This window comes from Nonomuraea sp. NPDC003214 (assembly GCF_053590035.1).
In genome coordinates this window covers 241,984-268,011 of record NZ_JBSFSX010000007.1, presented here as the reverse complement: position 1 = coordinate 268,011, position 26,028 = coordinate 241,984, and the positions used below count along the sequence as shown (strand labels likewise).

Here is a 26,028-nt window from a genome sequence, read left to right as displayed (position 1 = left end):
CATCGCCACATCGACATCTGTCCGCGTTCGGAGCAATTCCACACATGACGTCCAGCACTGAGGCCACCTCGAGCACCCCGCAGGTAGCGGTCAACGACATCGGGTCCGAGGAAGCCTTCCTCGCCGCGATCGACGAGACCATCAAGTACTTCAACGACGGCGACATCGTCGAGGGCACCGTCGTCAAGGTCGATCGAGACGAGGTTCTTCTCGACATCGGCTACAAGACCGAGGGTGTCATCCCCTCGCGCGAGCTTTCGATCAAGCACGATGTCGACCCTGCTGACGTCGTGGAGGTCGGCGAGCACGTCGAGGCCCTGGTTCTCCAGAAGGAGGACAAGGAGGGCCGCCTGATCCTGTCCAAGAAGCGTGCTCAGTACGAGCGCGCCTGGGGCACGATCGAGAAGATCAAGGACGAGGACGGCATCGTCACCGGCACCGTCATCGAGGTCGTCAAGGGTGGTCTCATCCTCGACATCGGCCTCCGTGGCTTCCTCCCGGCGTCCCTGGTCGAGATGCGCCGTGTCCGCGACCTGCAGCCGTACGTCGGCCGCGAGCTCGAAGCCAAGATCATCGAGCTCGACAAGAACCGCAACAACGTGGTTCTGTCGCGCCGTGCCTGGCTTGAGCAGACGCAGTCGGAAGTTCGCCAGACCTTCCTCAACACCCTCCAGAAGGGCCAGGTCCGCAAGGGCGTCGTGTCCTCGATCGTCAACTTCGGTGCCTTCGTGGACCTGGGTGGCGTCGACGGTCTGGTCCACGTGTCGGAGCTGTCCTGGAAGCACATCGACCACCCCTCCGAGGTTGTCGAGGTCGGCCAGGAGGTCACGGTCGAGGTCCTCGACGTCGACATGGAGCGCGAGCGCGTCTCCCTGTCGCTCAAGGCCACCCAGGAAGACCCGTGGCAGCAGTTCGCCCGCACCCACCAGATCGGCCAGGTCGTGCCGGGCCGCGTCACCAAGCTGGTGCCGTTCGGCGCGTTCGTCCGGGTCGAGGAGGGCATCGAGGGCCTGGTCCACATCTCCGAGCTGGCCGAGCGCCACGTGGAGATCCCGGAGCAGGTCGTCCAGGTCGGCGACGAGATCTTCGTGAAGATCATCGACATCGACCTCGACCGTCGCCGGATCAGCCTGTCCCTCAAGCAGGCCAACGAGGGCGTGGGCACCGAGGTCGAGTTCGACCCGACGCTCTACGGCATGGCGGCGACCTACGACGACCAGGGCAACTACATCTACCCCGAGGGCTTCGACCCGGAGACCGGGGAGTGGCTCGAGGGCTTCGACAAGCAGCGTGAGGAGTGGGAGCGGCAGTACGCCGAGGCCCAGCAGCGCTACGAGGCCCACCGCAAGCAGATCGAAGAGGCCCGCAAGGCCGAGGCCGAGGCCGGCGAAGCCGCTCCTTCGTCCTACAGCGGTGAGTCGCAGCCCCAGTCGAGCAGCTCCTCGTCCGCTCCGGCGGCCGGCGCTCTCGCCTCCGACGAGGCTCTCGCGGCTCTGCGCGAGAAGCTCGCGGGCGGCCAGAGCTGAGCTAGCTGATCGCTGAACGAAGGCCCCGTACGGATCTCCGTACGGGGCCTTTCGTCATCCCGGAACCGGACCGCCCACGCCGGGAAACGGGCCTCCCGAAATGGCCTCATGCGGAAGCATCCTTTCCGCATGGGGCGGCATCGTGGGCCCCATGAACGACATCACGCCTTTCCGCGTCGACATCCCCGAAGCCGACCTTGACGACCTGCGTGACCGCCTGCGCCGCACCCGCTGGGCGCGGCAGCTTCCCGGTGGCGGATGGCGGCGCGGCGTCCCGGTGGACTACCTGCGGGAGCTGGCCGCGTACTGGGCCGACGGTTTCGACTGGCGGGCGCAGGAAGCCAGGCTGAACGCGTTCCCGCAGTACACCACCGAGATCGACGGGCAGCGGGTGCACTTCCTGCACGTGCGCTCGCCCGAGCCCGGCGCGCTGCCGCTGATCCTCACGCACAGCTGGCCCAGCTCGGTCGCCGAGTTTCTGGAGCTGGCCGGGCCGCTCGCCGACCCGCGCGCGCACGGCCTCGACCCGGCGGTGGCCTTCCACGTGGTGGCGCCCTCGCTGCCCGGCTTCGGCTTCTCGCCGTTCCCCGAGCCCGCCGACGAGCGGCCCTGGTCCGTCGCCCGGGTGGCCCGCGTCTGGGCCGAGCTGATGGCCCGGCTCGGCTACGAGCGCTACGGCGCGCACGGCAACGACGCCGGCGCCCTGGTCACGCCCCAGCTCGCCGCGCTCGACAGCGAGCACGTGGCCGGCGCGCACATCACCGCCGGCCTCGGCATCCCCACCGGCGACCCGGCCGAGCTCGCCGGCGCGACCGAGGAGGAACGCGCCGAGCTGGAGGCGGCGACCGCCTGGATGGGCCAGGGCAGCGGCTACGGCCCCTACCTGGCGGCCCGCCCGCAGACGCTCGCGCACGGCTTCGCCGACTCGCCCGTGGCCCAGCTCGCCTACCTGGTCGAGCGGTACAAGGAGTTCGACGGCTGGCCGGAGGAGATCCCCGCCGAGCCGATCCCGCGCGACCTGCTGCTCACCAACGCCTCCCTCTACTGGCTGACCGGCACCGGCGGCTCGTCGTCGTGGACCTACTACGAGGGCGCCGCCGGCCTGCCCGTTGACCAGACGGCCGTGCCCACCGGCGTGTCGCACGGCGGCCCGGCCGCCTTCGCGCGGATCGCCGGGCGCAAGAACACGCTCACCCACTGGGGCGGACGCCACAGCCCCAGCCACATGGTCGCCATGGCCGTCCCCGGCGACGTGGTGGCCGACCTCCGCGCCTTCTTCGGGAGCCTGCCGCTGAAGTAGGGTGCTCGGATGGACATCCAGCGGGCGGCGGGCGCGGACGCGGGCGAGATCCTCACCCTCCAGCGGGCCGCGTACGTGAGCGAGGCCCAGCTCTACGGCGACCCGTACATCCCGCCGCTGGTGGAGTCCGTCGAGCAGGTCCGCAAGGCCATCGAGGCGGGGGTCGTGCTCAAGGCCGTCGAGTCCGGCCGCGTCGTCGGGGCGGTGCGCGGCACCCTGGCCGGGACCACGTGCCTGGTCGGGCGGCTCGTGGTCGCCCCCGACCGGCAGGGCAGGGGCCTGGGCACCGCGCTGCTGACCGCGCTGCACGAGCGGGTGCCGGAGGCCGAGGCGTTCGACCTGTTCACCGGCCACCTGTCGGAGTCCAACCTGAGGCTCTACCGTCGCCTGGGCTACCGCGAGACGCACCGCGAGCGGATGGACGACCACCTGACGCTGGTCCACCTGCGGCGCGGGTAGGCTGCGGGCGTGCTGAAGATCGGACTCACCGGCGGCATCGGGTCGGGCAAGAGCGAGGTGGCCAGGCGGCTGGCCGCCAGGGGCGCCGTGGTCATCGACGCCGACCGGATCGCCCGCGAGGTCGTCGAGCCGGGCACGCCCGGCCTGGCCCGGGTGGTGGCGGAGTTCGGCGACGGCGTGCTGCGGGCCGACGGCTCGCTCGACCGGGAGAAGCTCGGCGGCATCGTCTTCGCCGACCCCGACCGGCTCGCCGCACTCAACGCCATCGTCCACCCGCTGGTGGGGGAGCGGGTCGCCCGGCTGCAGGGCGAGGCCGACGACGACGCCATCGTCGTCTACGACGTGCCGCTCCTGGCGGAGAACAAGCTCGCCCCCATGTACGACGTCGTCATCGTGGTCGACGCGGCCGACGACGTCCGGGTCGCCCGCCTGGCCGAGCACCGCGGCATGGCCGAGCACGACGCCAGGGCCCGCATCGCCGCCCAGGCCACCCGTGACGAGCGCCTGGCCGTGGCCGACGTGGTGATCCCCAACGAGGCGGGCCTGGACGAGCTGGAGGCGCGCGTCGCCGAGGTGTGGGACGACCTCGTCAGGCGTGCCGCCCGCGCCTGACCGGCCGCGTCGTCGGGCGCCGCCGTCAGAAGGGCGCGTCGAGCGGCACCTGGCGGACCCCGGGCAGGTGCGCGTCCAGCTCGCCGAGCTCGAAGCGGGCCATGCCGAGCACGTGCCAGAACTGCCCGGCCGTGTCCCCGTGCACCTTGTAGCGTCCGTCCGGAGCCAGCGCCGCCCACCCCTCGGCCAGCCCCAGCAGCGTCGTACGGCGCTCAGCGCCCTCCCAGAGGATGACCACGCCGTCGTCGCCCGCACTGGCCAGCAGGTCGGAGACAGGGCTGTAGGCGACCGACCAGACGCGCCTGGTGTGTCCTGGCAGCGTGTGCAGCAGCCGCCCGGTGGCGGCGTCCCATACGCGCACGGCGCGGTCGTCGCCGCCGGTCGCCAGCCGCTCGCCCGCGGCGTCGAAGCTGACGCTCCACAGCCGTCCCGCGCTCGCCCGCATCGTGTGGCGCAGCGCCGGCTGCCACGGCTGGCCGGGACGCAGCTCCCACAGCATGGCCAGCCCGTCGTTGCCGCCGCTCGCCAGCCGGCGGCCGGATTGCGAGAACGCCACCGAGTAGACGCGGTCGGTGTGCCCTTCGAGGGTCGCCACCCGGCCGCCCGACTCCACGTGCCACAGCCGTACCAGCCGGTCGTCGCAGCCGGTGGCCACGTAGCGGCCGTCGGGGCTGAAGGCGATCGAGCGGACCCGGCCGCGGTGGTCGCCGAGGTTGGTGACCATGCGGCCGGTCGAGCGCCACCAGATCCGCACGCTGTCGTCGTCGTTGGCCGTGGCCAGCATGTTGCCGTCGGGGCTGAACGCCTCGGCCCACACGTGGTCGGTCTCGACGTCGAGCTCGCGCTCGTAGTCGCCGGTGGCGGCGTTCCAGAAGTGCACGCCGCCGTCGTTGCTGGAGGCGGCCAGCACCGGCCCGGCCGGTGAGAACAGCGCCGACACCAGCCGGTCGGCGCGGCCGGGCACCTCCCGCAGCAGCCGCCCGGCGCGCGGCTCCCACACGCGCACGACGCCGTCGTTGCCGCTGGTGGCCAGCATCGAGCCGTCGGCGCTGAAGCGCACCGAGGTGATCCGCCTGCCGTGGCCGCGCAGCACCCGCTGGCACTGCCCCGACACCGGGTCCCACAGCCGGACGGTGCCGTCGTTGCTGCTGGTGGCGAGCTGCTCGCCGTCGGGCCGCCAGGCGAACGGCCACACCGAGCTGCGGTGCCCGGTCAGCTCCACCCGGTGCGGCGAGCCGACCGGCTGCAGCCGCACCACGCCGCCCGCGTCGCCGGTGGCCAGCGTGTGGCCGTCGGGCGAGAACGCCACCTGGTAGACGGCGGCGGCGTGGGTGGTGTGCAGGCCGCGGAACTCTCCCTCCGGGTCCCACAGCCGCACGTCGCCGGAGGTGTCGCCGGTGGCCAGCAGCGATCCGTCGGGGGAGAACGTCACGCAGTAGAGGCTGCCGCGGTGGCCGGTGAGCGCCGCCCGCGACGTCCACGTACGGGTCTCCCACACCCGCAGCGTGCCCGCCTCGTCGCCGGTGGCCAGCAGCGTGCCGTCGGGGCTGTGCACGGCCCGGAACACCGAGCCGCGGTGGCCGTCGAGGGTGCCGGTCAGCTCGCCACCGGCCAGGCTCCACACCCGCACCACGCCCGCCGAGTCGCCGGTCACCAGCGTCGAGCCGCCGAACGAGGCCGTGTAGACGGGCGCCTGGTGCCCGGCCAGCTCGTGCACCAGGTCGCCGGTGGCGGTCTCCCAGACCCGCACCACGCCGTCGCCGCCGCCCGCCGCGACCAGCTCGCCCGACGGGCTCAGCCGCAGCGGCCACACGCCGTCGGCGTGCCCGGTGAGCTGCCGCAGCGGCTCGCCGGTGGCCGAGTCCCACAGCCGTACGGTGCCGTCGCTCGCGCCGGTGGCCAGCAGCTCGCCGGCGAACGCGACCGCGTAGACGCGGCCGCCGTGGCCGTGCAGCGTGCGCACCGGCAGCCCGCCCGCGCACAGCAGCACGTCGCCGTCCTCGTTGCCGATGGCGATCGTGGAGCCGTCGGGGCTGTAGGCGATCGGCTCGGGCAGCCGGCTGGTCTGGAAGTGATAGCCGTACGGGACGCCGATCGCGGCCGGGGCGAGCTGGATCTCCACCGGCTGGCCGGGGGCCACGGCCGCGCCCGGCAGGTGGGGCAGCGTGCCCGTCACGTTGATGAGCGCGGCCCGGTGCCAGCGGACGCCCTCGACCGAGGCGTCGCTCAGGTCGGAGCGGGCCAGCCGGGCCCCCGACAGGTCGGCGCCGCGCAGGTCGGCCCCCGCCAGCACCGCCCCGTCGAGCCGGGCCCCGGTCAGCTTCGCGTCACGCAGGACGGCCCTGGTCAGGTTGGTGCCCGCGAGCGTGGCCCCGCTCAGGTCGGCGCCCGTCAGGTCGACCTCCTGAAGGTCGCGCGCCGACAGGTCCTCGCCCTTGAGATTGGCGCCGCGCAGGTCGGCCTTGGCCGGGGTGCGCAGCCTGGCCGCGATCTTGACGGCGTTCGCGCGGGCCACGTCGTCGGCGGGCGGGTCGGCCACCCAGGCGCGCAGCGTGCGCACGTCGGCCAGGTCGCACAGGAACTCGATGCTCAGCGCCGACAGCGGCCCGCGCGACAGCGCGGCGGGGGAGTCGAGGGTGGCCGCGACGTGCCGGGCGATCAGCCACTCCATCACCGAGGCGTGGATGAACCCGAACATGCCCTCCTCGGTGCGCACCAGCAGGCTGCCCGACCCCACGGCGTGCGCGGTGTGGGCGACCGTGAGCTGGCCGCTGGCCAGGTCGGCCAGCGTCTCGGCGATCTCCGTCAGCTCGTCCAGGCCCAGCAGCGACTCGCCGGAGTCCCACAGCCGCAGCGCCAGCGCCGTCACCGCCCGCAGCAGCTCGTCCCTGGTCAGCGAGGCGGGCGAGCCGGGCACCTTGGCCCGGCGCTCCTCGAAGGCCAGCCACGACTGCAGGATCTCCTCGTACAGCAGCGCCGGGCTGAGCGTGTGGCGGGCGCCGGCCACCATGCGCAGCCGGTCGGTGTCGAGGTCGGCGATGAAGCTCAGCATCCGCGGGTTCTGCGCCAGCGCCAGCAGGTCCTTGATGCCCTCCATGAGCGACATGCGGGCGCCGGCCTCGTCGCCGTCGTCGAACCGGTTGGCCAGGTAGGAGCGGATCTGGTCGTGGGTGAAGTCCTCGACGCCGAGCACCCGCCGCTGCGGCAGCACGCCCACCATCTCGCCCAGCGACGTCAGCACCTGGCTGTGCGACTTGAAGTGCTGGGTGCGGCTGGCGACCACGATCTTGGCCTTGTCCTCGGCGGCGGCCAGCAGCGTCGCCAGGTGGTCGGCGGCCCTGTCGTAGGTGAGCCGGGTGACCAGCTCGTCGAACCCGTCGAACAGCAGCACGATCCGGCCCTGGCGCAGCAGGTAGCGGAACGCCTTGAGGTCGATGAACTCCTCGCCGTGGTTGGCCAGGTGGGCGGCCACCAGCCCGTCGACGGAGTGGGCCTTGTCCAGGGCGCGCAGCTCGATGAAGATCGGCGTCAGGTGCGGCAGCTCGACCGGGATGCGCCGGGCCAGCTCGCGCAGCGCGAACGTCTTGCCGTGGCCGAAGTCGCCGAGCAGCAGCAGGAACCGCCCGTGGTCGGCCGACAGCAGCCGCATCAGCTCGTCGGTCAGGCCGTCCTTGACGTGCTGGCCGGGCCGGTCGAGCTCGCGGTAGCGCTGCGGCACGTACAGCTCGGGCGGGTAGCGGTGGTCGGCGGCGAGCCTGGCGGTCTGCTCGCCGACGTAGCCCGACAGGTCGAGCAGCCCCTGGAACTCGGTGAAGCTGCGCAGCCGCACGCCGCGCCGCATGAGGTCCTCGCGCAGCGCGCGGGCCGGGGGCGGCCCCTGGTAGACGAGCTCGGCGGCCAGCTCCGCCGCGTGCGCGCGCCGGACGAAGTCGGCCGCGTCGGCGGGCGTGAGCTCGCCCACGTGCGCGCCGATCATGAGCTGGCGGACGAACCCGTCCTCCGGGTGGGTGACCACCAGGTGGCCGGGCAGGCGGCGGATGCGGGCCCGCTCGTGGCGGGCCTCGCACACCTCGGTGATGCGGTCGAGCAGCAGGTCGACGGGGCTCGGCTCGCGCTCGCCCGAGCTCGCGGCCTGCGCGGGAGGCGGCGTGCCGGGGGTCTCGCCGGTGAAGGTGGCGCGGGCGGCCCGCCAGGTGCGCCGGGAACGTTCCGGCGCGCCGCCGTCGGGCAGCCACACGCGCGTCTCGGCGGGGGTGAGCTCGACGACGTGGTGGCGGCCGGCGCGCGGCGCGGCGATCGCCGCCTCACCGGCCTGGCCGGGGCCGTGGAACAGCAGGTTGAGCCGGTGGGCCAGCAGCCGGTCGAAGGCGGGCGCGTCGTGCAGCGCGGCCGGCGGATGGCCCATCACGCCCAGCCGCAGCCACGCCCGCTCCTCGTAGGGCCGCAGCCGCTCGGCGAACCAGGCGGCCTGCGCCTCACCGATCAGCGGGTAGGCGTCGCGCTCCAGGTGGCTCATCGCCATCGTGGAGTTGAGCCCGGCCACGACCACCTGGAGGTCGGGCACCTCGAACAGCGTCCACGGCTGGCCGCCGTCGAACATCCGGTCGTCCAGCCCCTGGTAGACCTCGCCGAACAGGCCCGCGAAGTGCCGCCACTTGGGCCAGTAGGGGGGCTGCGGGGTGACGTCGTCGGCCTCGCACGTCAGGAAGTAGGCGCTCGCGGCGGCCTTGGTGACGTCGCGCGGACCCGGCACGATCACCAGCCGGTGCGGCTCCAGCCCGATGAGCAGCCGTAAGTCGGTGACGAACTGGGTCGCCTGGCCGAACTGGCCGAGGCTGCCCGACTCGGTCAGGTCGCCGCTGACCACCATCAGGTCGGGTCGCGGCATGCCCCGGTCGTACATGGCGGTCAGGTCGGCCCAGATCCGCGCCTGGAGGTCCTCGGGCGTGAAGGGCTCGCCCGGCTCCGGCAGCGCCCGGCCGAAGCGCGGTCCGGCGATGTGCAGCACGGCGAGCGATTCGCGGCGCTCCCGGGGCCCGGTGGCGGGCGGGAACTTCGGCGCGGAGACCGGCGTGCGCCGGGCGCGGGCCGGGTCGGCGGGCGGCGGCAGCGTCGGCACCGCGGCGGGCGGCGCCCCGGCGGTGGGGAACGCGGGCGCGGCCTGCGGCTTGGCCCGGCCGGCCAGCGCCTCGCCGACCCGGCCCAGCAGCGCGGCCCTGGCCTGCCCCGGGTCGGTGACGCCCAGCAGGTCGACCCAGGTGATCGTGGACAGCAGCCCTTCGAGCTGCACGTCCTCCAGCCGGATCGTGACGAGCTTGTTGGAGGGGTTGTCCGGGTCGGCGCGCAGCGCGGCCTGCCACTCCAGGCGGCCGTAGCGCGAGCTCAGGTAGTTGCGCGACAGCACCGCCACGACGAGCTGCGCCTCGCTGACGCCGCGGTCCATGAAGTCGATGAAGTTGGTGCCGGGCACGAAGTCCCACGCCTGGATCATCGTGCGATATCCGGCCGCCTCGAGCTCCCAGGCGATCCAGGTCGCCCAGGCCGTGTCGGCGGGGGAATAGCTGACGAAGATCTGGGTCGGCCTGCCGTCACGTGCCATCTCCCCAGTATCGCCCGGAGGATCGGAGTTTCCCAGCACGTGTGCGATCATCGTCGGGTGTTGCGGCGTCTTGGCGTGCTCGACTGGATCCGGGTCGGGTTGCTCGCGCTCGGCCTGCTCTTCGTGGCGACCGGGCTGCTGCCGCTGGCCGAGGCCACGGCGAGCCTGACCGAGATCGGGCCGCTGCTGGTGTTCCTGGTGGGCGTCATCGTGCTGGCCGAGCTCACCAAGGAGGCTCAGGTCTTCGACGCGATCGCGGCAAGAATGGCGGTTCTCGGGCGCGGCAACTATTTCGCCCTTTTCTTGCTTTGTACGGTCTTTGCGTCATTTATTACGATATTTCTCAATCTTGATACGACTGCGGTGTTGCTCACGCCGGTGATGCTGGCCCTGGCCCCCAAGGCCCGCATCGCGGCGCTGCCGCTGGCCATGACCACGATCTGGTTCGCCAACACCGCCAGCCTGCTGTTCCCGGTCTCCAACCTGACGAACCTGCTGGCCATGCACCGCATCGAGCTGAGCCCGCTGGAGTTCGCCTCCTTCATGTGGGCGCCGCAGGCGGTCGCGATCGCGGTCACGATGGCGTTCCTGTGGGCGTACTTCTGGCGGCGCGGGCGGCGGCGCGACCTGCGCTACACGCCGCCGCTGCTGGAGCCGATCGCCGACCGGGCGCTGTTCACCGCCGCGTCGGCGGCCTGTGTGCTGTTCATCGTCGCGCTGCTGGCCAGGGTCGAGGTGTGGGCCGCGGCCACGGCGGCGGGGCTCGTCGTCGTGGTGGCGTTCGCGGTGCGCGACCGCAAGCGGCTGACCTGGCGGCTCGTGCCCTGGCAACTGCTGATCTTCGTCACCGGGCTGTTCCTGGTCGTGCCCACGCTCAGCCGCTACGGCCTGGACGACCTCATGCACTGGATGCTCGGCGACGAGCGCGACCCGTACCGGACGGCGGCCGTCGGCGCGGGCCTGGCCAACGTGGTCAACAACCTGCCCGCCTACAAGGCGCTCGAAGGCGTCATCCCGGCGGGCGACCGGGGGCAGCTGTTCGCGCTGCTCGTCGGCACCAACGTGGGCACCGTCGTCACCCCGTGGGCGTCGCTGGCCACGCTGCTGTGGTTCGAGTCGTGCCGCCGCCACGACGTCCGGGTGCCGATGCGGCGCTTCCTGCTGACCGGCGCCGGGCTGGCCGTCACCGGGGTGCTGGCGACCACGTGGGCGCTGGTGGCCTTCGGCTGAGGGACCGGGAGCCGGGGAAGTCGGGGACAATGGTCGCCATGGCCAAATCACCTCTGATCAGATGTTTCGGTCTTGCCCTGGTGGCGGCGGCAGCGTTGACCGGCTGCGGCACGTCCGGCTCCGCCGCCTCGGTGCCCACCCCCTCCAGCTCGGCGTCCACGCCCTCCCAGAGCCCGGCGAGCTCCGGAACCCCGCAGAAGGTGGTGCGCAAGGTCAAGCTGGAGGTGCTCGGCAAGGGCGAGGCCGTCCAGCCGATCGCCTACAACGCCGACGAGAGCGGCACCGAGACCGCGGCCACCCTGCCCTGGTCGAGGACGGCCGACATCGAGCTGACCGGAGCCGAGCAGGAGGTCGGCCGGCTGGTCTCCATCGTGGCCGGCTCCGTGCGTGACAAGAACGGCCAGTTCAGGCCCGCGCCCTGCCGCATCACCGTCGACGGCGAGCGGGTCGTCACCGCCAAGGGCCTGTGCAAGTATCTCCTCAAGTAGTGCGGCGGCGCACCGTCGCGACGCGGCGAGCGCGGCGCCTGACGCGGCGCTCGTCCTCCTCGGCCGGCCTGTCCGGCCTCTCCTCCGACGGCCGCGGCCCGACCACGGCCGCGAACCACGGATGCGCCCACTCCCTGCGCTCGCCGCCGCTCATGCCGCCGCTCATGCCGCCGCCCGTGGCCCGGGATAGGCGCCCGCCACGGCCTCCAGCGCCCAGCGCATGCGGGTGACGAAGGCGTCCGGGTGGTCGCCCGCCTCCTGCGCCACGTAGGCGGCGCATCCGGCGTGGCCGCCGCACGCGCACAGCCTCCGGTCGATCGCCGCCCGGATCTCCCTCGCGGACACGGCGCCGGACGCGGTGTCGGACGGCTGCACGGCGGAGGCGAAGAGCACCTGCGCGAGCTCCGTCACGCTCAGCCGGGTCAGCATGGTCGCCATGGTGTTCTCCTCTCCACCGGTGCCGCCGGAACGCGCACCTGTTAGTGAGACGTCGAAAGGCGCGGAAAGTTATCGACATTCCGCGCCGGACCTTCAAGATTTTTACGAATTCAAGATCGTCACGCCAGGAGCGACAGCAGCCCCGGCATGGCCTTCGGGTGGGCCGCCACGAAGCTGCGGTCGGCCGTGCCCTCGATGCTCTCGTCGAACGGCCCGCCGTCGAGCGCCCGGATCTCGGCGCCCGCCTCCCGTGCGATCAGCACGCCCGCCGGCAGGTCGATCAGCTCCGCGCGGTAGCCGATGATCGCGTCGATGTCGCCGCGCGCCAGCATCGCCCACGTCAGCAGCGGGGCCCACAACTGCAGCACCCGCCTGGCAGCCAGCTCCAGCCTCGTGCGCAGCGCCCGCGCCGCAGCGTCGTGCCTGGTCACAGCATACCCCTGGGTCCAAGCCAGCAGCGGCCCATGTGGTGCGGACCGGTGCGGAAGGGACATCCGGGCGCCCGAGGAGTCCAGCGTGCCGCCGTCGCGCACCGCAGACCACGTACGGGACGTCACCGGGTCGTGCACCACCCCGAGCACCGGCCGGCCGCCGTGGCACAGCGCCAGCCCGACCACGTACGCGGGCAGCCCGATCGCCACGTTGTTGGTGCCGTCGAGCGGGTCGACCAGCCACGTCCACTCACTGCCCGAGACGCCCAGCAGCCCCGACTCCTCGGCGATGACCGCGTGCGACGGGTAGGCGGTGAGGATCCGCTCCAGCAGCAGCTTCTCCGACGCCAGGTCCAGGTCGGTCACCACGTCGCCGGAGCCGCCCTTGGCCCGCACCCCCACCGCGCCCGCGGCGCCGTCCACCAGCAGCCGCCCGGCGGCCTCGGCCGCCTCGACGGCCAGCGTTCGCGCGCGGTCCAGGTCCATCGGCACCCCTCAGCTCAGGCGGGCGGTGATCAGGCGTACGGCGAGCGCCGTCTCCCGGGCGTCGAGCGGCTGCCTCGACACGTGGTGGTCGCCCGCCCCGAGCGGGCCGAGCGACAGGTCGCGGCTGCCCGGGCGGCCCCGCCCGAGCGCGACCGTGGCGGCCTCGCCGCCCTCCGGCACGACGCTGCTGTGGAAGCGGCCGGCCGGCAGCGTGTAGGTGTCGCCCGGCCCGAACGACTCCACCAGGCCGGTGCGGTGCCGGACCGTGCGCGGGGTGGGCGAGATGCGGTCGCCGTCGGCGGCGCTGACCACCTCGAACACCCGGTGCGTCGCGTCGGGGCCCGCGTCGTCGAGCACCGCGTGCACGTTGCGCACCTGGCCGTAGAGCACGTGGCTGACCAGGTCCCAGCTGTGGCAGTGGATCTGCGAGGTGGTGCTGGTCGCCGGCGCGAGCGAATCGGACCACAGATGGATGCATACCCCCTCGCCGCCGTCACGCTCCAGCGGGAGGCAGACGAATCCCAGGGGGTGCCGCACGGCCCGGACCTCGCCGGAGACCGCCTCCAGCGCCCACGCCCTGGCCCGGCCCCGGACGACCTGCTCGTAGACGCCCGCGTAGCTCATGACCCGTGCCCGCGCGCCGGCTCGCCGTACGGGTCGACGGCGCGCAGCGCCTTGCGCGCGATGTCGACCACGTCGCGCCCGTCATAGGACTTGGGGAGCGGCATCCCGATGCGCTCGAACAGGTCCTGCACCTCCTCGATCGTGGGCTCGTCGCTGAGCGGCACCCGCTTGTACATCTCCAGCGGCACCCGGCGCGCCTGCTCGAAGCTCAGGCGCAGCTCGGTGTCGCCGTTCTCGTAGTAGAAGGTGTCGGCCAGCGCCGTCATCGCCATGTTCGGGTCCTCGACGGTCATGATGAGGCGGCTGCTGGACAGGTCCCAGCGGAACGTCGTCATCGTGGCCGACAATCCCACGCCGATGTCGAGCAGCCCGTAGCGCTGCCGGTGCCAGAACGCGGCCAGGATCGTCGCGTACGACTCCTTCCTGGCCCGGTCGGTGGTCCACGTCTCGCCGGTGCCGTCGGGCAGGTCCGACAGCGAGCGGCGGTAGTGGGCGTACGTCTCGCACACTTCGGCGTCGGTCGGGTCGATGATCTCGATCCGTACGGTGAGGTGGCGCTTGTCGCGGCGGGCGGCGGCCACGCACACGGGCAGCGTGACGGCGCGCAGGTAGGTGCCGGTGCCGCCCTTGAAGCTCCACCGGGAGGTGTCGCGGCGGGCGTCGGCGTGCGCCTGGGCGATCTCCTGGGAGCTGCCGAGCACCCGGACGAGCTGGAGGGCGTCGAGCGCCTTGCGGGTGCCCTGCACCAGGTTCTCGATCTGCTCCAGCCGCTCCAGCCGGACGGGGAGCTGGGCGAGCGCGCCGGAGGTGATGGTCTCCTCGACGGGGGCCTGCCGCGCCCGGTCGCGCAGCAGCGCGGTCGCCACCAGGGCCAGGATCACCAGGGTCGCGGCGCTGACGAGCTGCGCCTGGACGCTCGGCGGGACGATGTCGTCGGGCATGATGCCCAGCACGCCGACCACGATGGCCAGCGCCAAGGCGATCGCCACGTCCGCGTTCTGGGCCGCCCAAGGGGCGATCCGCCGCAACGCCCCCACGAACCGTGCCATCGCTCGCCCCGCATCCCGACGATCAGTCAGTCCCGGGGTCATGGTAACGAGCGCGTCAGGTCCCTGCCAGGCGCGGAAGGCGTACCTCTCCATGAAGGACGGGAGGGCGGCGCGGACGCCGCCCTCCCGTCGCGGGGCCGGCTAGAACCAGCCGCGCCGGCGCGCCATCTGCTCCAGCCCGTGCTGGAGCGCCTGGTCGACGGCCGCCGGGGCGTCGCCGTAGCGGACGGTGAAGCGGTTGTAGGAGTCGTGACCGGAGGTCAGGAAGCCGCCGCGCTGGTCGGCCTCCAGGATGACCTCCATCTGCCTCGGCCCGGCGATGAACGTCAGCTCCAGCTCGTTGAAGTGACGCCGCCACTGGCCGCCCGCGTAGTACTCGATCTCCTGGAAGAACGGCATCGTCGAGCCGTGCAGCGTGCCCCGCTCCAGGTCGGCCTTCTTGAACTGGAAGCCGAGCCGGTCCAGGGCGCGGATGACGTGCTCCTGCGCCGGCAGCGGGGTGACGAACAGCGGGTCGAGGTCGCCCTTGTCCAGGGCCCCGGCCAGCGCGAGCTCGGTGCGCACGCCCAGCCGCATGCCGGGCAGCGCGTGGCCGCCGATCGCGCTGATCGGCGTCTCCCACGGCACCGGGATCTCGAACGGCTGCCCGTGCTCGGCCTTGGCGGCGAGCTGGAACGGGCCGGCCACCGCCTGGCGCAGGAAGCTGTAGGTCGTCTTGTACTCGTTGTCGCCCGACTCGACCTCGACCACGGCGGTCAGGTCCAGGTAGATGCCCTCCACCTTGTAGTCGGAGCCGCCGCCGCGGAAGTTGACCACCCCGCGCAGCGGCTCGCCGGGGCGCACGGTGGCGTTGGTCAGCACCGTGTCTACTTCGACGCCCGCGCCGAACGCGGCCATCAGCTTGCGGAACACCATGGGTCCTCCTTAGGGGGTCGGCGCCTGGTCCTTGCCGTTGGCCGAGAAGCGGGGGAGAAGCTGGGCCAGCAGCAGGGTGGACAGCGCGGAGTCGCCGCCGCCCTGCTGGGTGCGGACCACCAGCGGCTGCGGGGCGTTCTCCGCCAGTTTGGCGCCCACGTCGAGGCGCTTGCGGGCCAGCTCGTACTGCAGCACGGCCCGGTTGTCGCGGTAGGACTCGGCCAGCCGGCGCAGCGCCTTGGCCTCGTTCTCGGCGGCGGTCAGCTCGGCCCGGCCGCGCGCCTCGATCTCCCAGCGCACCCGCTGCGCCTCGGTCTCCTGCTCCTCCAGCATGCGCGCCACGTCCTTGCGCGCCTTGTTGTGGGCGGCCTTGACCTCGACCACGCGGGCGTCGCGGGTCTTCTTGGACCGCTCGATCTCCATCAGCAGCGTGTCGATGCGGCGCTTGCGGGTCAGCTCCCATTCGCGCTCGTAGGCCGACAGCTCCTTGGCGACCTTCTCGCGGGTGGACAGGTGCTGCTGGTACTGGTCGGGCAGCTGCACGTCGGGGATGTTGGCGCCGGTGACGCGCACCCCGTAGCGGCCGAGCTGGCGGTTGAGCGCGTCCTGCATGTCGCCGACGTCGGAGCCGCGCAGGTCGTAGGCCCGCTCGGTGTTGACCCTGCGGCTGCGCTGCCGGATGGCGTCCTGGACGGCGCTGGACAGCACCAGGTCGAAGTTGCCGGCGCCGATCGTGCGGACGAACGCCACCGGGTCGACGATGCGGAACTTCAGGAAGAACTCGATCGACTTCAGCGGCACGTTCTCGGCGGTCGGGCAGGCCACGATCGGCGCCGAGTACGGGATCTCGGTGGAGGTGTCGACGACCGCGTCGACCCGGTCCCACGGCAGCCACAGGTAGTGGCGGCCAGGGGGCAGCGTGCCGGTGATGGCGCCCCAGTGGCTGCGCACCCCGGTGGTGCCCTCCTCGATCTCGATGATGGCCCGGCGCCACACCGTCAGCAGCGCCACGAGCAGGAAGAACAGCGCGGCCAGCGCGGCCATGACGGTCCAGTCGGTCAGCACCGCCATCCCGGCGAAGTAGACCGCGACGAACACCAGCGCCATCCAGGAGAAGCCGCGCCGGTCCTTGGGGATCACGACGGGGACGAGCTGGCCCTGCTCGCCGCCGCGCAGCAGCTGGCGGATCTCCGACCAGGACGCCAGCGACTCCTTGATCTTCGAGAACTCGCGGCTCATCGGACCTCACCCTCGATGCTCTGGGGGACGGCGCCTTCGGGGGCGGCGTGATGGCGGCCCTCGGGGGAGCCCAGGACGGCGAGGTCCGGGTCGGGCGCCTCGGTGACCTCGTCCTCGACCTTCTTGAGCAGGGCGCCGATCTCGGCCTCGCGGCCGGAGACGCGCCTGCCGATCTCGGCCAGGCGGGAGCGGATGGCGGCCATGTCCTCGGGCGTGAACAGCACCGCGGCCTTGCTGCCGACGAGCTGCTGGGCCAGCTCCAGGAAGTCGATGTCGCTGTTCTCGCCGACGTGCACGACTTGGGGCAGCCGGCCGGAGACCGTCTCCAGCTTGTCCAGCAGGTCCTGCTGGAAGCGGTAGTCGAGGATCTCGGGGGCCTCGGCCGCGCTGAGCGCCCGGATGTCGAGCGCCTGCGCCTCCAGCAGCGCCGAGTTGGCCTTGGCGGAGGACTCGGCCTCGACCAGGCGCTGCCTGGCCTGCGCGGTCGCCTGGTGGGTGGCCCGCTCCAGCGCGGTGTCCATGCGGGCCTGGTAGCCGGCGATCTCGGCCTGGATGGCGCTGAGCGTCTCCTGCAGCCCGGCCAGCTCCTTGATCAGGTCGCCCTCGTTCTGCTCCTTGCGGAGCTGGAGCTCGTACTCGTAGGTGTACGCCTCCTTGGCCACGCGGACCATCTCGGGGGCGGCCAGGTCCATGCGGTATTCCTGGCTGGACGGCTCGGCGTGCGTGATGTTGACGTCGGTCAGGCGCACGGCGGGCAGGAACTGCTGGTTGAGGTTGTCGAGCATGCCGACCGTGCTCTCGCCCACCAGGTCGTAGATGTCCTCGGCGCGCTGGGCGTAGATCAGCGACCGGGTGACCTCGCTGATGGCGTTCTGCAGCTTGGACTGGAAGCCGCTCACCGAGCCGAGCACGAAGATGAACTCGGCCGGGTTCTCGATCCTGAACTGCAGGAACAGGTCGACGCTCGCCTTCACACCCTGCTGGGTGGGCGCCTCGCTGATGGGCGCGTTGAAGGGGTACTCGCGGGTGGTGTTGACGATGTAGCTGACCCGCTTCCACGGGTTGAGCAGCGTCACGCGGCCCGGGTCGGCGATGTGCACGAGCTTGCCGAACTTGGTGATCAGGGCCTTGCAGCCCTCGGGCACCATGACCACGCTGCGCCGCCACCACAGGAACACGGCCGCCAGCACCAGCACGACCCAGTAGTGGGGGCCGAAGAACAGCTCTGTGTTGGGGATGACGTTGCCGAGGGCGCCGATCAGGCCGAGCACGATGAGGATGCCCAGCGGCACGATCACCTTGGCGGTGTTGCCCTTGGGGATCACCACCGGGGAGATGACGTGCATGCCGTTCTCGGCGAAGCTGCGGTTGACGATCTCGCCGGCCTCGTTGAGCGACGCGGTGCGCGCCTCGATCTGCGTGCCGATCGACACGCCGCCGTCACGGGCGGCGGCGAAGTCGTGCGGGTTGAGGGCGAAGCCCTGACCCTGCCCGCCGAGCTGGCCTGCCTGCTGGGCGACCTGCCCGACGGCCTGGCTCATGGCCTGGCGTACGTTTCCTCCTTGGGCGACCGCTTGGGCTACGCCCTGGCCTGCCTGGATCAAGGCCTCTCTGGGTCGTGACATCGCACCTTCCTCTTCCGCTACAGGCGGATTCGACCGTATCGGGTGCGACTTAAAGATCGCTTGCAATCGAATGTCATAGAAGTATTGCGATCAATAGTATGTGTGCTATCAATGTAGTACACCTACTATACGGAGGGGGTCATGGGCGCTGCTACGACACTGGATGGAGACATCACTGTGATGAAAGCCGCCTCCGCCATCGAGGTCCGCGACCTGCGCATGAGCTACGGGACCCACGAGGTGCTGCGCGGCGTCGACTTCCGGGTGGCCCCCGGCGAGGTGGTCACGCTGCTCGGCCCCAACGGCGCGGGCAAGACCACCACGATCGAGATCCTCGAAGGCTTTCGCGCCCCGTCGGGCGGCCACGTGCGGGTGCTCGGCACCGAGCCCGTCAAGGGCGACGAACGCTGGCGGGCCCGCCTCGGCGTCGTCCTGCAGTCCTGGCGCGACCACGGCCGCTGGACCGTCCACGGCCTCCTCGACCACCTGGGCCGCTACTACGCGCCCTACTCCGCCCCCGGCCGTCGGCGCCCGACGCCCACCGCCGAGCTCATCGAGGCCGTCGGCCTGACCGGGCACGCCGGGCAGCGCGTCAGCCGGCTGTCCGGCGGCCAGCGCCGCCGCCTCGACGTGGCCATCGGCATCGTCGGCCGCCCCGAGGTGCTCTTCCTCGACGAGCCGACCGCCGGCTTCGACCCGCAGGCCCGCCGCGACTTCCACGACCTGGTGCACCGGCTGTCCGACCTGGACGACACCACCATCCTGCTCACCACGCACGACCTGGACGAGGCCGAGAAGCTCGCCGACCGCATCCTCATCCTGGCCGGCGGCCGGATCGTCGCCGACGGCAGCGCCGACAAGCTGTCACGCGAGGCCTCCCGCGACGCCCAGGTCCGCTGGAGCCGCGACGGCGAGCACTTCGTGCACGCCACCGAGGACGCCACCGGCTTCGTACGCGGCCTGTTCCAGCAGTACGGCGACCAGATCGGCGACCTGGAGGTCCGGCGCGCCACGCTGGAGGACACCTACATGGCCATCCTCAAGAAGGAGGAAGGATGAACCCCACCGCGCACGCCGCCCGGCTCGGCCTGGCCAGAGGGTGGATCGAGTTCCGGCACGCCCTCGCCAACCCCCAGGACATCGGCTTCACGCTCGTCACCACGGCCGCGTTCGTCACCGTGCTCTACTTCCAGCGCGGCGCGACCGTGCCCGGCACCGGCCTGTCGCTCGCCGCCGCCACGATGCCCGGCATCCTCGGCCTCGGCGTGGCCTTCAACGGGCTCATGGGCGCCGTCGGCTCCCTGTCCGTCGAACGCGAGGACGGCACGCTGCTGCGGGCCAAGGCGCTGCCGCAGGGCATGCTCGGCTACCTGGTCGGCCGCGTCGTGTCGGTCTCGCTCTCCGCGCTCGGCAGCCTCCTGCTCGTGTCCGTCGCCGGGCTGATCCTGCTGCCCGAGCTCGCCGCCGCCGGAGCGGGCGGCTGGCTCACCGTGCTCTGGGTGGCGGTGCTCGGGCTGACCGCCATGCTGCCGTGGGGCGCCGTCATCGGCTCGCTGAGCGCCAACCCGCAGACCGCCGCCGGGCTGTCGATGCTCTGCTTCGGCGCGCTCACCGCCATCTCCGGCATCTTCTACCCGATCACCGCGCTCGCCGGCTGGCTGCAGGGCCTGGCCCAGGCGTTCCCGATCTACTGGCTGGGGCTCGGCATGCGCTCGGCCCTGCTGCCCGGCGCGGCGGCCGCCGCCGAGCTGGGCGGCTCCTGGCGCACCCTGCCCACGATCGGCGTGCTGCTGGCCTGGACCGTGGCCGGACTCCTGCTCGCGCCGCCGATCCTGCGCCGGATGGCCCGCCGCGAGTCGGGCTCCCTCATGCAGTCGCGGCGCGATCGGGCACTGCAGCGCATCGGCTGAGAAGATGGGCGACGATGAGCGAGACCGTCTACAACCGCATCGCCCTGCTCCGCGCCGAGCGGGGCGTCAGCCGCAGGCAGCTGGCCGACGCCCTGGGGGTCCACTACCAGACCGTCGGCTACCTGGAGCGGGGCGAATACAGTCCCAGCCTCTACCTGGCGCTGCGGATAGCCGAATACTTCGAGGTGCCGGTGGAGGTCGTCTTCTCCACCGCGCCCTTCCCCCGCATCGGGGAGCGGACGGCCTGACCGATTCTGTCGGTCGGGCCGCCTACAGTGGGCAGCATGCGACCGGTCACAGATTTGCAGCGGAAGGTGGCGCCGTTCGAGGTCGTCACCGAGATGACTCCCTCGGGCGACCAGCCGACGGCCATCGCCGAGCTGGAGCGCCGCGTCAAGGCCGGCGCCAAGGACAGCGTGCTGCTCGGCGCCACCGGCACCGGCAAGACCGCCACCATCGCGTGGCTCATCGAGCGGCTGCAGCGGCCCGCGCTCGTCATGCAGCCCAACAAGACCCTCGCCGCCCAGTTCGCCAACGAGCTGCGCGAGATGCTGCCCAACAACGCGGTCGAATACTTCGTCTCCTACTACGACTACTACCAGCCCGAGGCGTACGTCCCGCAGAGCGACACCTACATCGAGAAGGACTCCTCGATCAACGACGAGGTCGAGCGGCTGCGCCACTCGGCCACCAACTCGCTGCTCACCCGCCGCGACACCATCGTCGTCGCCTCCGTCTCCTGCATCTACGGCCTGGGCACCCCGCAGGAGTACGTCGACCGCATGGCCCGGCTGCGCGTCGGCATGGACGTCGACCGCGACCAGCTCCTGCGCCGCCTCGTCGACATGCAGTACACCCGCAACGACCTGGCCTTCACCCGCGGCACGTTCCGGGTGCGCGGCGACACGATCGAGATCATCCCCAAGTACGAAGAGCTCGCCGTGCGCATCGAGATGTTCGGCGACGAGATCGAGAAGCTGTCCACGATGCACCCGCTGACCGGCGAGGTCATCACCGAGGACGAAGAGCTCTACATCTTCCCCGCCTCCCACTACGTCGCGGGCGAGGAGCGCATGGCCGCCGCCGTCGCCGGGATCGAGGCCGAGCTGACCGACCGGCTGGCCGAGCTGGAGCGCCAGGGCAAGCTGCTGGAGGCCCAGCGGCTGCGCATGCGCACCACCTACGACATCGAGATGATGCGCCAGATCGGCACCTGCTCCGGCATCGAGAACTACTCCCGCCACATGGACGGCCGTCCCGCCGGCAGCGCCCCCAACACGCTGCTCGACTACTTCCCCGAGGACTTCGTCCTGGTGCTCGACGAGTCCCACCAGACCGTGCCGCAGATCGGCGCCATGTACGAAGGCGACGCCTCCCGCAAGCGCACGCTCGTCGACCACGGCTTCCGGCTGCCGTCCGCGATGGACAACCGGCCGCTGAAGTGGGAGGAGTTCCTGGAGCGGATCGGCCAGACCGTCTACCTGTCGGCCACGCCCGGCCCGTACGAGCTCGGCCGCGTCAAGGGCGACGTCGTCGAGCAGGTCATCCGGCCCACCGGCCTGGTCGACCCCGAGGTCGTCGTCAAGCCCACCAAGGGCCAGATCGACGACCTGGTGCACGAGATCCGCGAGCGGGCCGACCGCGACGAGCGCGTCCTGGTCACCACGCTGACCAAGAAGATGGCCGAGGACCTCACCGACTACCTGCTGGAGCTCGGCATCCGGGTCCGCTACCTGCACAGCGAGGTCGACACGCTGCGCCGCATCGAGCTGCTGCGCGAGCTGCGCGTCGGCGAGTACGACGTGCTCGTCGGCATCAACCTGCTGCGCGAGGGCCTCGACCTGCCCGAGGTGTCGCTGGTGGCCATCCTCGACGCCGACAAGGAGGGCTTCCTGCGCTCCGAGACGTCGCTCATCCAGACCATCGGCCGCGCCGCCCGAAACGTCTCCGGCCAGGTCCACATGTACGCCGACAAGGTCACGCCGTCCATGGAGCGGGCCATCGACGAGACCAACCGGCGCCGGGCCAAGCAGGTCGCCTACAACGAGGCCAACGGCATCGACCCGCAGCCGCTGCGCAAGAAGATCGCCGACATCCTCGACTCGCTGCAGCGCGAGGATGCCGACACCCAGCAGCTCATGGGCGGCGGGCGCAGCCAGTCCCGGGGCAAGGCCCCCGTCCCCGGCTTCGCCGCCGCCAAGGCCGGCCAGCACGCCAAGGCCATCGCCGGCGAGCTGCCGAGGGCGCAGATGGAGTCGCTGATCGAGTCGCTCACCGAGCAGATGCACCAGGCGGCGGCCGACCTCCAGTTCGAGGTCGCCGCGCGGCTCCGCGACGAGATCAAGGAGCTCAAGCGCGAGCTTCGCGACATGCGCGAGGCCGGCATCAGCTAGCCCTCTGGAGGACGACGTGTCGCTCGACCTGTTCGCCGGCATCCCCGTCACCGACTACGCCGCCGCGCTGCCCTGGTACGAGCGGCTGTTCGGCGGGCCGCCCTCGTTCCTGCCCAACGACATCGAGGCGGTGTGGGAGGTGGCCCCCGGCCGCTACGTCTACATCGTGCAGGCGCCCGAGCGGGCGGGCAGCGCGCTGGTGCTGGCGTTCGTCGACGACCTGGACGCCCGGGTCGCCGGCCTGGCCGCCCGCGGCCTGGAGCCAGCCCGCCGCGAGACGTACGAGGGCGGCGTCACCAAGGTCACCTACCGCGACCCGGAAGGCAACGAGGTCAGCTTCGGCGGCGCCCTGGCGCCCCGGGCATGAGGGAGGGCCCGCGCCGCGTGGTGGCGTGGGCCCTTGACGGACGGGTGGGCGGGGTCAGCTGGTGGAGCTGTTCTTGGTGACGTCGCCGGTGGCCGCGTCGACCGTCACCTCGTGCTTGGTGCCGTTGGGGGTGACGACGTCCGACTCCCAGACGGTCTTGCCGTTGCTGCTGTCCAGGTTCAGCTCGGTGATGCGCCCCTGCGGGACCGAGGCGGCGATCTTGTCGGCGGCCTGGGCGTAGGTGAGCTTGGCGGCCTTGACCCGCTCCAGGTGCTTCTGCTTGTCCTCGGCGTCCGACTCCTCGGCGGTGGGGCCGTTCACCACCTGGCCGCTGGCGCCGTCGACGTCCATCTGCTGCTCGGCGCCGGTGTTGTCGACGACCTGGACCTCCCAGAGCTTGCCGCCCTCCTCGCTCTCGATGGAGATGAGCGTGGAGTTCGGGACCGCGGCGAGTGCGGCCTCGGCGGCCTTCTTGAGATCGGCGACGCCTGCCGTGGTGGCGCCCGGCGAGGGGCTGCCGTCGGTGGGGGAGGGCGTCGCGTCCGTGCCCGTGGGCGCGGCCTCGGGGTCCGTCGGCGAGTCCTCCGGGTCCACGGGCGGGCTCCCCGGGTCGACGGGCATGTCCTCCGTGCCGGTCGGCGCGGGGGCCGGCGACCCGGCCGCCTGAGCGGTCCCGGTCTCGCCCGGCGCGGCCGGGCCGCAGCCCGCGCCGGTCAGCAGTGCGGCGCTCGCCAGCGTGGCGCCGATAATCTTGTTGCGCTTGGTCTCCCCGTTCATGCGGGGACGACTGCCCGGAATGTGCTGGTATATCACCCGGTCAAGGACTGTTGTACGGTTCCCGGCCCGCGCATGACGCTCGCTCAGTCGAGCGGACTGGCGTGACGCGGCTCGTACAGGCCGATCGTGGCGCCGCTGGGCAGCGTCAGCGTCGTCGCCAGGCCGTACCCCTCGTCGGTGACGGGACCGGTGGCCACGCCCCGCGAGGCCAGACCGGCGACGGTCCCGGTGATGTCGTCGCACATCAGGTGCAGCGTCACCACCGGATCGGCGTCGGTCGGATGGACGCCCAGCTCGGCCGGCGGCGTCCTGAAGATCAGCCACCCGGCCCCGGACGCCGCGTCCTCCACGTGCGGCCACCCGAGCACGTCACGCAGGAACGCCCGGTCCGCCTCCGGATCCCGGCTGTGGAACAGCAGATGCAGTCCGCGAATCACCCTCACAGTGTCGCGCCCGGCGCTCCGCACGGGAAGAACCCACGCCCCAGCGGGCTCAGCGTCTGACCTTGTCCAGATCGAGGTCGATGTCCACCGGGAAGCCGATGTCGGCGCGCAGGCGGCCGCAGTGGATGCCGGTGGGGACGTACGCCTTGACGGCGGGCTCCAGCTCGAACGTGTGGACGACGGGCCGTTCGTCCTCCAGCTCGACACGCCAGAAGTACGTGATCCCCGCGCTCGAATACTTGCCGGGCTTGGTCGTTCGATCCCTGTCGCGGGACTCCTCCGACACCACCTCGACGACGAGGTGGACGTCCTCAGGCTTGAAGCCGGTCAGGCCGACCCGCTGGGCCGCGGTGTCCTTCACCAGGAGGATGTCCGGCTCGGGACGCTGCCGCAGCCCCAGGGTGACGGTCATCTCGCGGACGACGACCAGATGCTCGGGAGGCGTGAGCTCCCGTTCGAACAACCTGAGCGCGAGCATGTGGAACAACGTCTGGGGGGACCGCAGGACGAGGGATCCGTCGATCAGCTCGACGTGCCCGGGCGCGCCGGGAGGGAGACGGTCGAGCATGTCGGCGGTGAGAGGTCCAGGAGAGGACCATTCCGGCAAGGCCGTGCTCATCGATGCGCCTCCTGAACGGTGACCCTCTGACGGGATCATGCCACGATCCGTGGTCGTCAGGAGGGGTCGCGGCGTTCCTGCATGGTCTTGCGGTAGAGGTCGTCGATCTCGTCGAGGGGGTCGGGGGCGGGGCGGCGGGACTCGATCTCCAGGTTGGTGCGCGTGTCGAGGTCGTCGATGCCCGTGGCCGAGTGGTGGACCTGGTCGCTGAGCAGGTCGGCGCGGATGCGGGCGCACATGGCCGTCAGCCTGGCCTGGTGCTGGCGCAGCCGGTCGAGCGTGGCGTGGTCGACGTACGGGGAGAGGCGGCGCTGCTGGGCGTACATGCCGAGCTGGCCGTCGTGCACGTCGGCCTGGGCGGTCAGGTCGGCCAGCAGACGGGGCAGGTCGCCCAGCCCCCAGCCCTGGGCCTGTGCCTGCTCGACGGCCTGGCGGGTGAGCGACACCTCGCGGCGCAGGTCGAGGCGGAGGCGCTCGACCTCGGCGGCGTCGCCGGTGCCCATCGCGTTGACGTGCGTGGTCAGCCGGGTCGTGGCCTGCTTGGCCTTGGTGGCGGCCTTCCTGCCGAGCTTGACCAGGAGGTAGACGCCGACCCCGGCCAGCAGCAGGAGGAACGCCAGGATCACCAGCACGATGAGGACGATTTCGCTGATCGTGGCCACCTCCTGTTGAGTTCTCGCCTTGAGAATAGCCGTGCCGAGGGCACGCACCAACGCACGGACCAACGCGCGGGCGGCCGCTCCGGGTTCCCGCCGCCGTTGATCACCTCAGGCCGAGCTCGTCCGGATACGGGGAGAGGAACGTCTGGTCCCGTACGTAGCCGGCAGCCTCACCCCGGGCGAGGTGGCGCAGCAGGGCCAGCGGCACGCCGAGCGCCACCCTGCCCGCCTGGTAGGAGGCGATGGCCTCGGCCAGCTCGGCGCGGCCGGCCGGGTCGAGGTCGTCGCCGAGCATGCCCAGGCAGTGCTGCAGGACGTTGACGTTGCGCCCGGCCGACGTCCTGGCCGCCATCGCGGTGCGGAAGGCGGCGCCGTACGCGGCGGCGAGCTCCGCACGCGGCCTGGCGCCCGCCTCGGCCACCAGGCGGCCGGTCTCGCGGTAGCCCGTGGGCGAGTGGGCGAGCAGCTGCATCTTGTGCCGCGCCTGGAAGGCCACCAGGTCGCGAGGCTGCCAGTCGCCCCGCAGCAGCTCGCGCAGACGGGCGTGCGCGAAGATCCGCTCGGTGAACGTCTCGCGCAGGACGGCGTCGTCGAGCCCGCCCTCGTCCTCGATCACCGCGTCGGCGGCCGGGCGGCGGGCGCTGGACCCGGTGAGGACGTACCCGTCGGCGGCCGGGCCGATCCCGCTCCCGGGGCGGATCGGCAGCCAGTCGACGTACGGCCCCAGATCGTGGAGGAAGCGGGCGCGGCCGTGGCCGCCGTCGCGCCGTACGGGCTCGGCGAGCAGGCGGCTCGGCACCGCCACCCGTGGCCGGCCCCACGCGCGCTCCCCGGACATG

At 72.0% G+C, this 26,028-nt stretch carries 25 protein-coding genes; 11 read left to right on the top strand and 14 right to left on the bottom strand.

Translation table 11 applies throughout. The features are described from left to right. The first annotated feature begins 44 nt into the window (after nt 1-44). The 4 genes from rpsA (at nt 45) to coaE (ending at nt 3,897) form a co-directional block, all read left to right on the top strand. Entirely contained in the window at nt 45-1,526 is a 1,482-nt protein-coding gene (rpsA, locus tag ACWDXC_RS23260) for a 30S ribosomal protein S1 (RefSeq protein ID WP_219502519.1), read from the top strand. Between the two features lie 151 nt (nt 1,527-1,677). Then, nucleotides 1,678-2,826: an epoxide hydrolase family protein gene (locus ACWDXC_RS23255; RefSeq protein ID WP_449985253.1), complete on the top strand. Its 1,149-nt coding sequence runs from the start codon at nt 1,678-1,680 to the stop codon at nt 2,824-2,826. Nucleotides 2,827-2,835: 9 nt separating this feature from the next. Further along, entirely contained in the window at nt 2,836-3,285 is a 450-nt protein-coding gene (locus ACWDXC_RS23250; protein WP_449985251.1) for a GNAT family N-acetyltransferase, read from the top strand. Nucleotides 3,286-3,294: 9 nt separating this feature from the next. Then, nucleotides 3,295-3,897 carry a dephospho-CoA kinase gene (gene coaE, locus ACWDXC_RS23245; RefSeq protein ID WP_219502528.1) on the top strand — a complete coding sequence of 201 codons (603 nt, stop codon included), beginning with the start codon at nt 3,295-3,297 and terminating at the stop codon, nt 3,895-3,897. Between the two features lie 25 nt (nt 3,898-3,922). On the opposite strand, the gene ACWDXC_RS23240 is transcribed toward coaE, so the two are convergent. Further along, nucleotides 3,923-9,496 carry a WD40 domain-containing protein gene (locus ACWDXC_RS23240; RefSeq protein WP_449985248.1) on the bottom strand — a complete coding sequence of 1,858 codons (5,574 nt, stop codon included), beginning with the start codon at nt 9,494-9,496 and terminating at the stop codon, nt 3,923-3,925. Nucleotides 9,497-9,553: 57 nt separating this feature from the next. Here ACWDXC_RS23240 and ACWDXC_RS23235 point away from each other — a divergent pair, with 57 nt between their 5' ends. Next, nucleotides 9,554-10,726 (top strand): ArsB/NhaD family transporter, encoded by a 1,173-nt coding sequence (locus ACWDXC_RS23235; RefSeq protein ID WP_357590942.1) that lies wholly within the window; start codon nt 9,554-9,556, stop codon nt 10,724-10,726. Between the two features lie 38 nt (nt 10,727-10,764). Beyond that, complete coding sequence (locus ACWDXC_RS23230; protein WP_357590940.1) at nt 10,765-11,214, top strand: hypothetical protein; 450 nt, start codon at nt 10,765-10,767, stop codon at nt 11,212-11,214. Here the strand turns inward: ACWDXC_RS23230 and ACWDXC_RS23225 are convergent. The 8 genes from ACWDXC_RS23225 to ACWDXC_RS23190 all read right to left on the bottom strand — a co-directional run bounded on the left by ACWDXC_RS23225 (nt 11,207) and on the right by ACWDXC_RS23190 (nt 18,021). Next, entirely contained in the window at nt 11,207-11,380 is a 174-nt protein-coding gene (locus ACWDXC_RS23225) for a hypothetical protein (RefSeq protein WP_449985245.1), read from the bottom strand. The two genes, ACWDXC_RS23230 and ACWDXC_RS23225, sit on opposite strands and share 8 nt — an antisense overlap. After that, a complete protein-coding gene (locus ACWDXC_RS23220; RefSeq protein ID WP_219502547.1) occupies nt 11,377-11,652 on the bottom strand; it encodes a hypothetical protein in 276 nt (91 codons plus the stop codon). The genes ACWDXC_RS23225 and ACWDXC_RS23220 overlap by 4 nt, the downstream gene beginning before the upstream one ends. A gap of 119 nt (nt 11,653-11,771) precedes the next feature. After that, nucleotides 11,772-12,569 carry an inositol monophosphatase family protein gene (locus ACWDXC_RS23215; protein ID WP_219502550.1) on the bottom strand — a complete coding sequence of 266 codons (798 nt, stop codon included), beginning with the start codon at nt 12,567-12,569 and terminating at the stop codon, nt 11,772-11,774. A gap of 9 nt (nt 12,570-12,578) precedes the next feature. After that, complete coding sequence (locus ACWDXC_RS23210; RefSeq protein ID WP_364172157.1) at nt 12,579-13,193, bottom strand: hypothetical protein; 615 nt, start codon at nt 13,191-13,193, stop codon at nt 12,579-12,581. Beyond that, nucleotides 13,190-14,242, bottom strand: coding sequence for a hypothetical protein (locus ACWDXC_RS23205; protein WP_246644361.1), 1,053 nt, complete (start codon nt 14,240-14,242; stop codon nt 13,190-13,192). Before ACWDXC_RS23205 ends, ACWDXC_RS23210 begins: the two co-directional genes overlap by 4 nt. A 141-nt stretch (nt 14,243-14,383) precedes the next feature. Next, nucleotides 14,384-15,157, bottom strand: coding sequence for a sporulation protein (locus tag ACWDXC_RS23200; RefSeq protein WP_449985240.1), 774 nt, complete (start codon nt 15,155-15,157; stop codon nt 14,384-14,386). Nucleotides 15,158-15,166: 9 nt separating this feature from the next. After that, the gene (locus ACWDXC_RS23195; RefSeq protein ID WP_449985237.1) at nt 15,167-16,396 is read right to left on the bottom strand and encodes an SPFH domain-containing protein; all 1,230 of its coding nucleotides are present in this window, start codon (nt 16,394-16,396) and stop codon (nt 15,167-15,169) included. Further along, on the bottom strand, nt 16,393-18,021 hold the full coding sequence (locus ACWDXC_RS23190; protein ID WP_364172153.1) for an SPFH domain-containing protein: 1,629 nt from the start codon (nt 18,019-18,021) through the stop codon (nt 16,393-16,395). The genes ACWDXC_RS23195 and ACWDXC_RS23190 overlap by 4 nt, the downstream gene beginning before the upstream one ends. Before the next feature lie 180 nt (nt 18,022-18,201). On the opposite strand from ACWDXC_RS23190, the gene ACWDXC_RS23185 reads away from it, so the two are divergent. The 5 genes from ACWDXC_RS23185 to ACWDXC_RS23165 are packed head-to-tail and all read left to right on the top strand — an operon-like array spanning nt 18,202 to nt 22,691. Further along, on the top strand, nt 18,202-19,080 hold the full coding sequence (locus ACWDXC_RS23185; RefSeq protein WP_246644362.1) for an ABC transporter ATP-binding protein: 879 nt from the start codon (nt 18,202-18,204) through the stop codon (nt 19,078-19,080). Next, nucleotides 19,077-19,931 (top strand): ABC transporter permease, encoded by an 855-nt coding sequence (locus ACWDXC_RS23180; RefSeq protein ID WP_449985232.1) that lies wholly within the window; start codon nt 19,077-19,079, stop codon nt 19,929-19,931. The genes ACWDXC_RS23185 and ACWDXC_RS23180 overlap by 4 nt, the downstream gene beginning before the upstream one ends. 14 nt (nt 19,932-19,945) lie before the next feature. Beyond that, on the top strand, nt 19,946-20,179 hold the full coding sequence (locus ACWDXC_RS23175; RefSeq protein ID WP_219502572.1) for a helix-turn-helix transcriptional regulator: 234 nt from the start codon (nt 19,946-19,948) through the stop codon (nt 20,177-20,179). A 36-nt stretch (nt 20,180-20,215) separates the two neighbouring features. Further along, nucleotides 20,216-22,324, top strand: coding sequence for an excinuclease ABC subunit UvrB (uvrB, locus tag ACWDXC_RS23170; protein ID WP_364172149.1), 2,109 nt, complete (start codon nt 20,216-20,218; stop codon nt 22,322-22,324). A 16-nt stretch (nt 22,325-22,340) separates the two neighbouring features. Further along, on the top strand, nt 22,341-22,691 hold the full coding sequence (locus ACWDXC_RS23165) for a VOC family protein (RefSeq protein WP_449985229.1): 351 nt from the start codon (nt 22,341-22,343) through the stop codon (nt 22,689-22,691). A gap of 54 nt (nt 22,692-22,745) precedes the next feature. On the opposite strand, the gene ACWDXC_RS23160 is transcribed toward ACWDXC_RS23165, so the two are convergent. From ACWDXC_RS23160 to ACWDXC_RS23140, 5 genes are all read right to left on the bottom strand, one after another. Further along, nucleotides 22,746-23,468: a PepSY domain-containing protein gene (locus tag ACWDXC_RS23160; protein WP_449985226.1), complete on the bottom strand. Its 723-nt coding sequence runs from the start codon at nt 23,466-23,468 to the stop codon at nt 22,746-22,748. 83 nt (nt 23,469-23,551) lie between these two features. After that, nucleotides 23,552-23,905, bottom strand: coding sequence for a VOC family protein (locus ACWDXC_RS23155; protein WP_449985223.1), 354 nt, complete (start codon nt 23,903-23,905; stop codon nt 23,552-23,554). A gap of 55 nt (nt 23,906-23,960) precedes the next feature. Continuing rightward, nucleotides 23,961-24,530, bottom strand: a complete 570-nt coding sequence (locus ACWDXC_RS23150; RefSeq protein WP_449985220.1) for a Uma2 family endonuclease — start codon at nt 24,528-24,530, stop codon at nt 23,961-23,963. Nucleotides 24,531-24,586: 56 nt separating this feature from the next. After that, nucleotides 24,587-25,192 (bottom strand): hypothetical protein, encoded by a 606-nt coding sequence (locus ACWDXC_RS23145; RefSeq protein ID WP_219502589.1) that lies wholly within the window; start codon nt 25,190-25,192, stop codon nt 24,587-24,589. 100 nt (nt 25,193-25,292) lie between these two features. After that, the gene (locus tag ACWDXC_RS23140) at nt 25,293-26,027 is read right to left on the bottom strand and encodes a YbgA family protein (RefSeq protein WP_449985217.1); all 735 of its coding nucleotides are present in this window, start codon (nt 26,025-26,027) and stop codon (nt 25,293-25,295) included. Between the last annotated feature and the right edge of the window lies 1 nt (nt 26,028).

What these genes read in the sequence shown, in the direction of transcription:
- rpsA (WP_219502519.1), top strand. Translation starts at nt 45, where the DNA reads ATGACGTCCAGCACTGAGGCCACCTCGAGCACCCCGCAGGTAGCGGTC.
- ACWDXC_RS23255 (WP_449985253.1), top strand. Translation starts at nt 1,678, where the DNA reads ATGAACGACATCACGCCTTTCCGCGTCGACATCCCCGAAGCCGACCTT.
- ACWDXC_RS23250 (WP_449985251.1), top strand. Translation starts at nt 2,836, where the DNA reads ATGGACATCCAGCGGGCGGCGGGCGCGGACGCGGGCGAGATCCTCACC.
- ACWDXC_RS23240 (WP_449985248.1), bottom strand. Translation starts at nt 9,496, where the DNA reads ATGGCACGTGACGGCAGGCCGACCCAGATCTTCGTCAGCTATTCCCCC.
- ACWDXC_RS23230 (WP_357590940.1), top strand. Translation starts at nt 10,765, where the DNA reads ATGGCCAAATCACCTCTGATCAGATGTTTCGGTCTTGCCCTGGTGGCG.
- ACWDXC_RS23225 (WP_449985245.1), bottom strand. Translation starts at nt 11,380, where the DNA reads ATGAGCGGCGGCATGAGCGGCGGCGAGCGCAGGGAGTGGGCGCATCCG.
- ACWDXC_RS23220 (WP_219502547.1), bottom strand. Translation starts at nt 11,652, where the DNA reads ATGGCGACCATGCTGACCCGGCTGAGCGTGACGGAGCTCGCGCAGGTG.
- ACWDXC_RS23215 (WP_219502550.1), bottom strand. Translation starts at nt 12,569, where the DNA reads ATGGACCTGGACCGCGCGCGAACGCTGGCCGTCGAGGCGGCCGAGGCC.
- ACWDXC_RS23210 (WP_364172157.1), bottom strand. Translation starts at nt 13,193, where the DNA reads ATGAGCTACGCGGGCGTCTACGAGCAGGTCGTCCGGGGCCGGGCCAGG.
- ACWDXC_RS23205 (WP_246644361.1), bottom strand. Translation starts at nt 14,242, where the DNA reads ATGGCACGGTTCGTGGGGGCGTTGCGGCGGATCGCCCCTTGGGCGGCC.
- ACWDXC_RS23200 (WP_449985240.1), bottom strand. Translation starts at nt 15,157, where the DNA reads ATGGTGTTCCGCAAGCTGATGGCCGCGTTCGGCGCGGGCGTCGAAGTA.
- ACWDXC_RS23195 (WP_449985237.1), bottom strand. Translation starts at nt 16,396, where the DNA reads ATGAGCCGCGAGTTCTCGAAGATCAAGGAGTCGCTGGCGTCCTGGTCG.
- ACWDXC_RS23190 (WP_364172153.1), bottom strand. Translation starts at nt 18,021, where the DNA reads ATGTCACGACCCAGAGAGGCCTTGATCCAGGCAGGCCAGGGCGTAGCC.
- ACWDXC_RS23185 (WP_246644362.1), top strand. Translation starts at nt 18,202, where the DNA reads ATGAAAGCCGCCTCCGCCATCGAGGTCCGCGACCTGCGCATGAGCTAC.
- ACWDXC_RS23180 (WP_449985232.1), top strand. Translation starts at nt 19,077, where the DNA reads ATGAACCCCACCGCGCACGCCGCCCGGCTCGGCCTGGCCAGAGGGTGG.
- ACWDXC_RS23175 (WP_219502572.1), top strand. Translation starts at nt 19,946, where the DNA reads ATGAGCGAGACCGTCTACAACCGCATCGCCCTGCTCCGCGCCGAGCGG.
- uvrB (WP_364172149.1), top strand. Translation starts at nt 20,216, where the DNA reads ATGCGACCGGTCACAGATTTGCAGCGGAAGGTGGCGCCGTTCGAGGTC.
- ACWDXC_RS23160 (WP_449985226.1), bottom strand. Translation starts at nt 23,468, where the DNA reads ATGAACGGGGAGACCAAGCGCAACAAGATTATCGGCGCCACGCTGGCG.
- ACWDXC_RS23150 (WP_449985220.1), bottom strand. Translation starts at nt 24,530, where the DNA reads ATGAGCACGGCCTTGCCGGAATGGTCCTCTCCTGGACCTCTCACCGCC.
- ACWDXC_RS23140 (WP_449985217.1), bottom strand. Translation starts at nt 26,027, where the DNA reads ATGTCCGGGGAGCGCGCGTGGGGCCGGCCACGGGTGGCGGTGCCGAGC.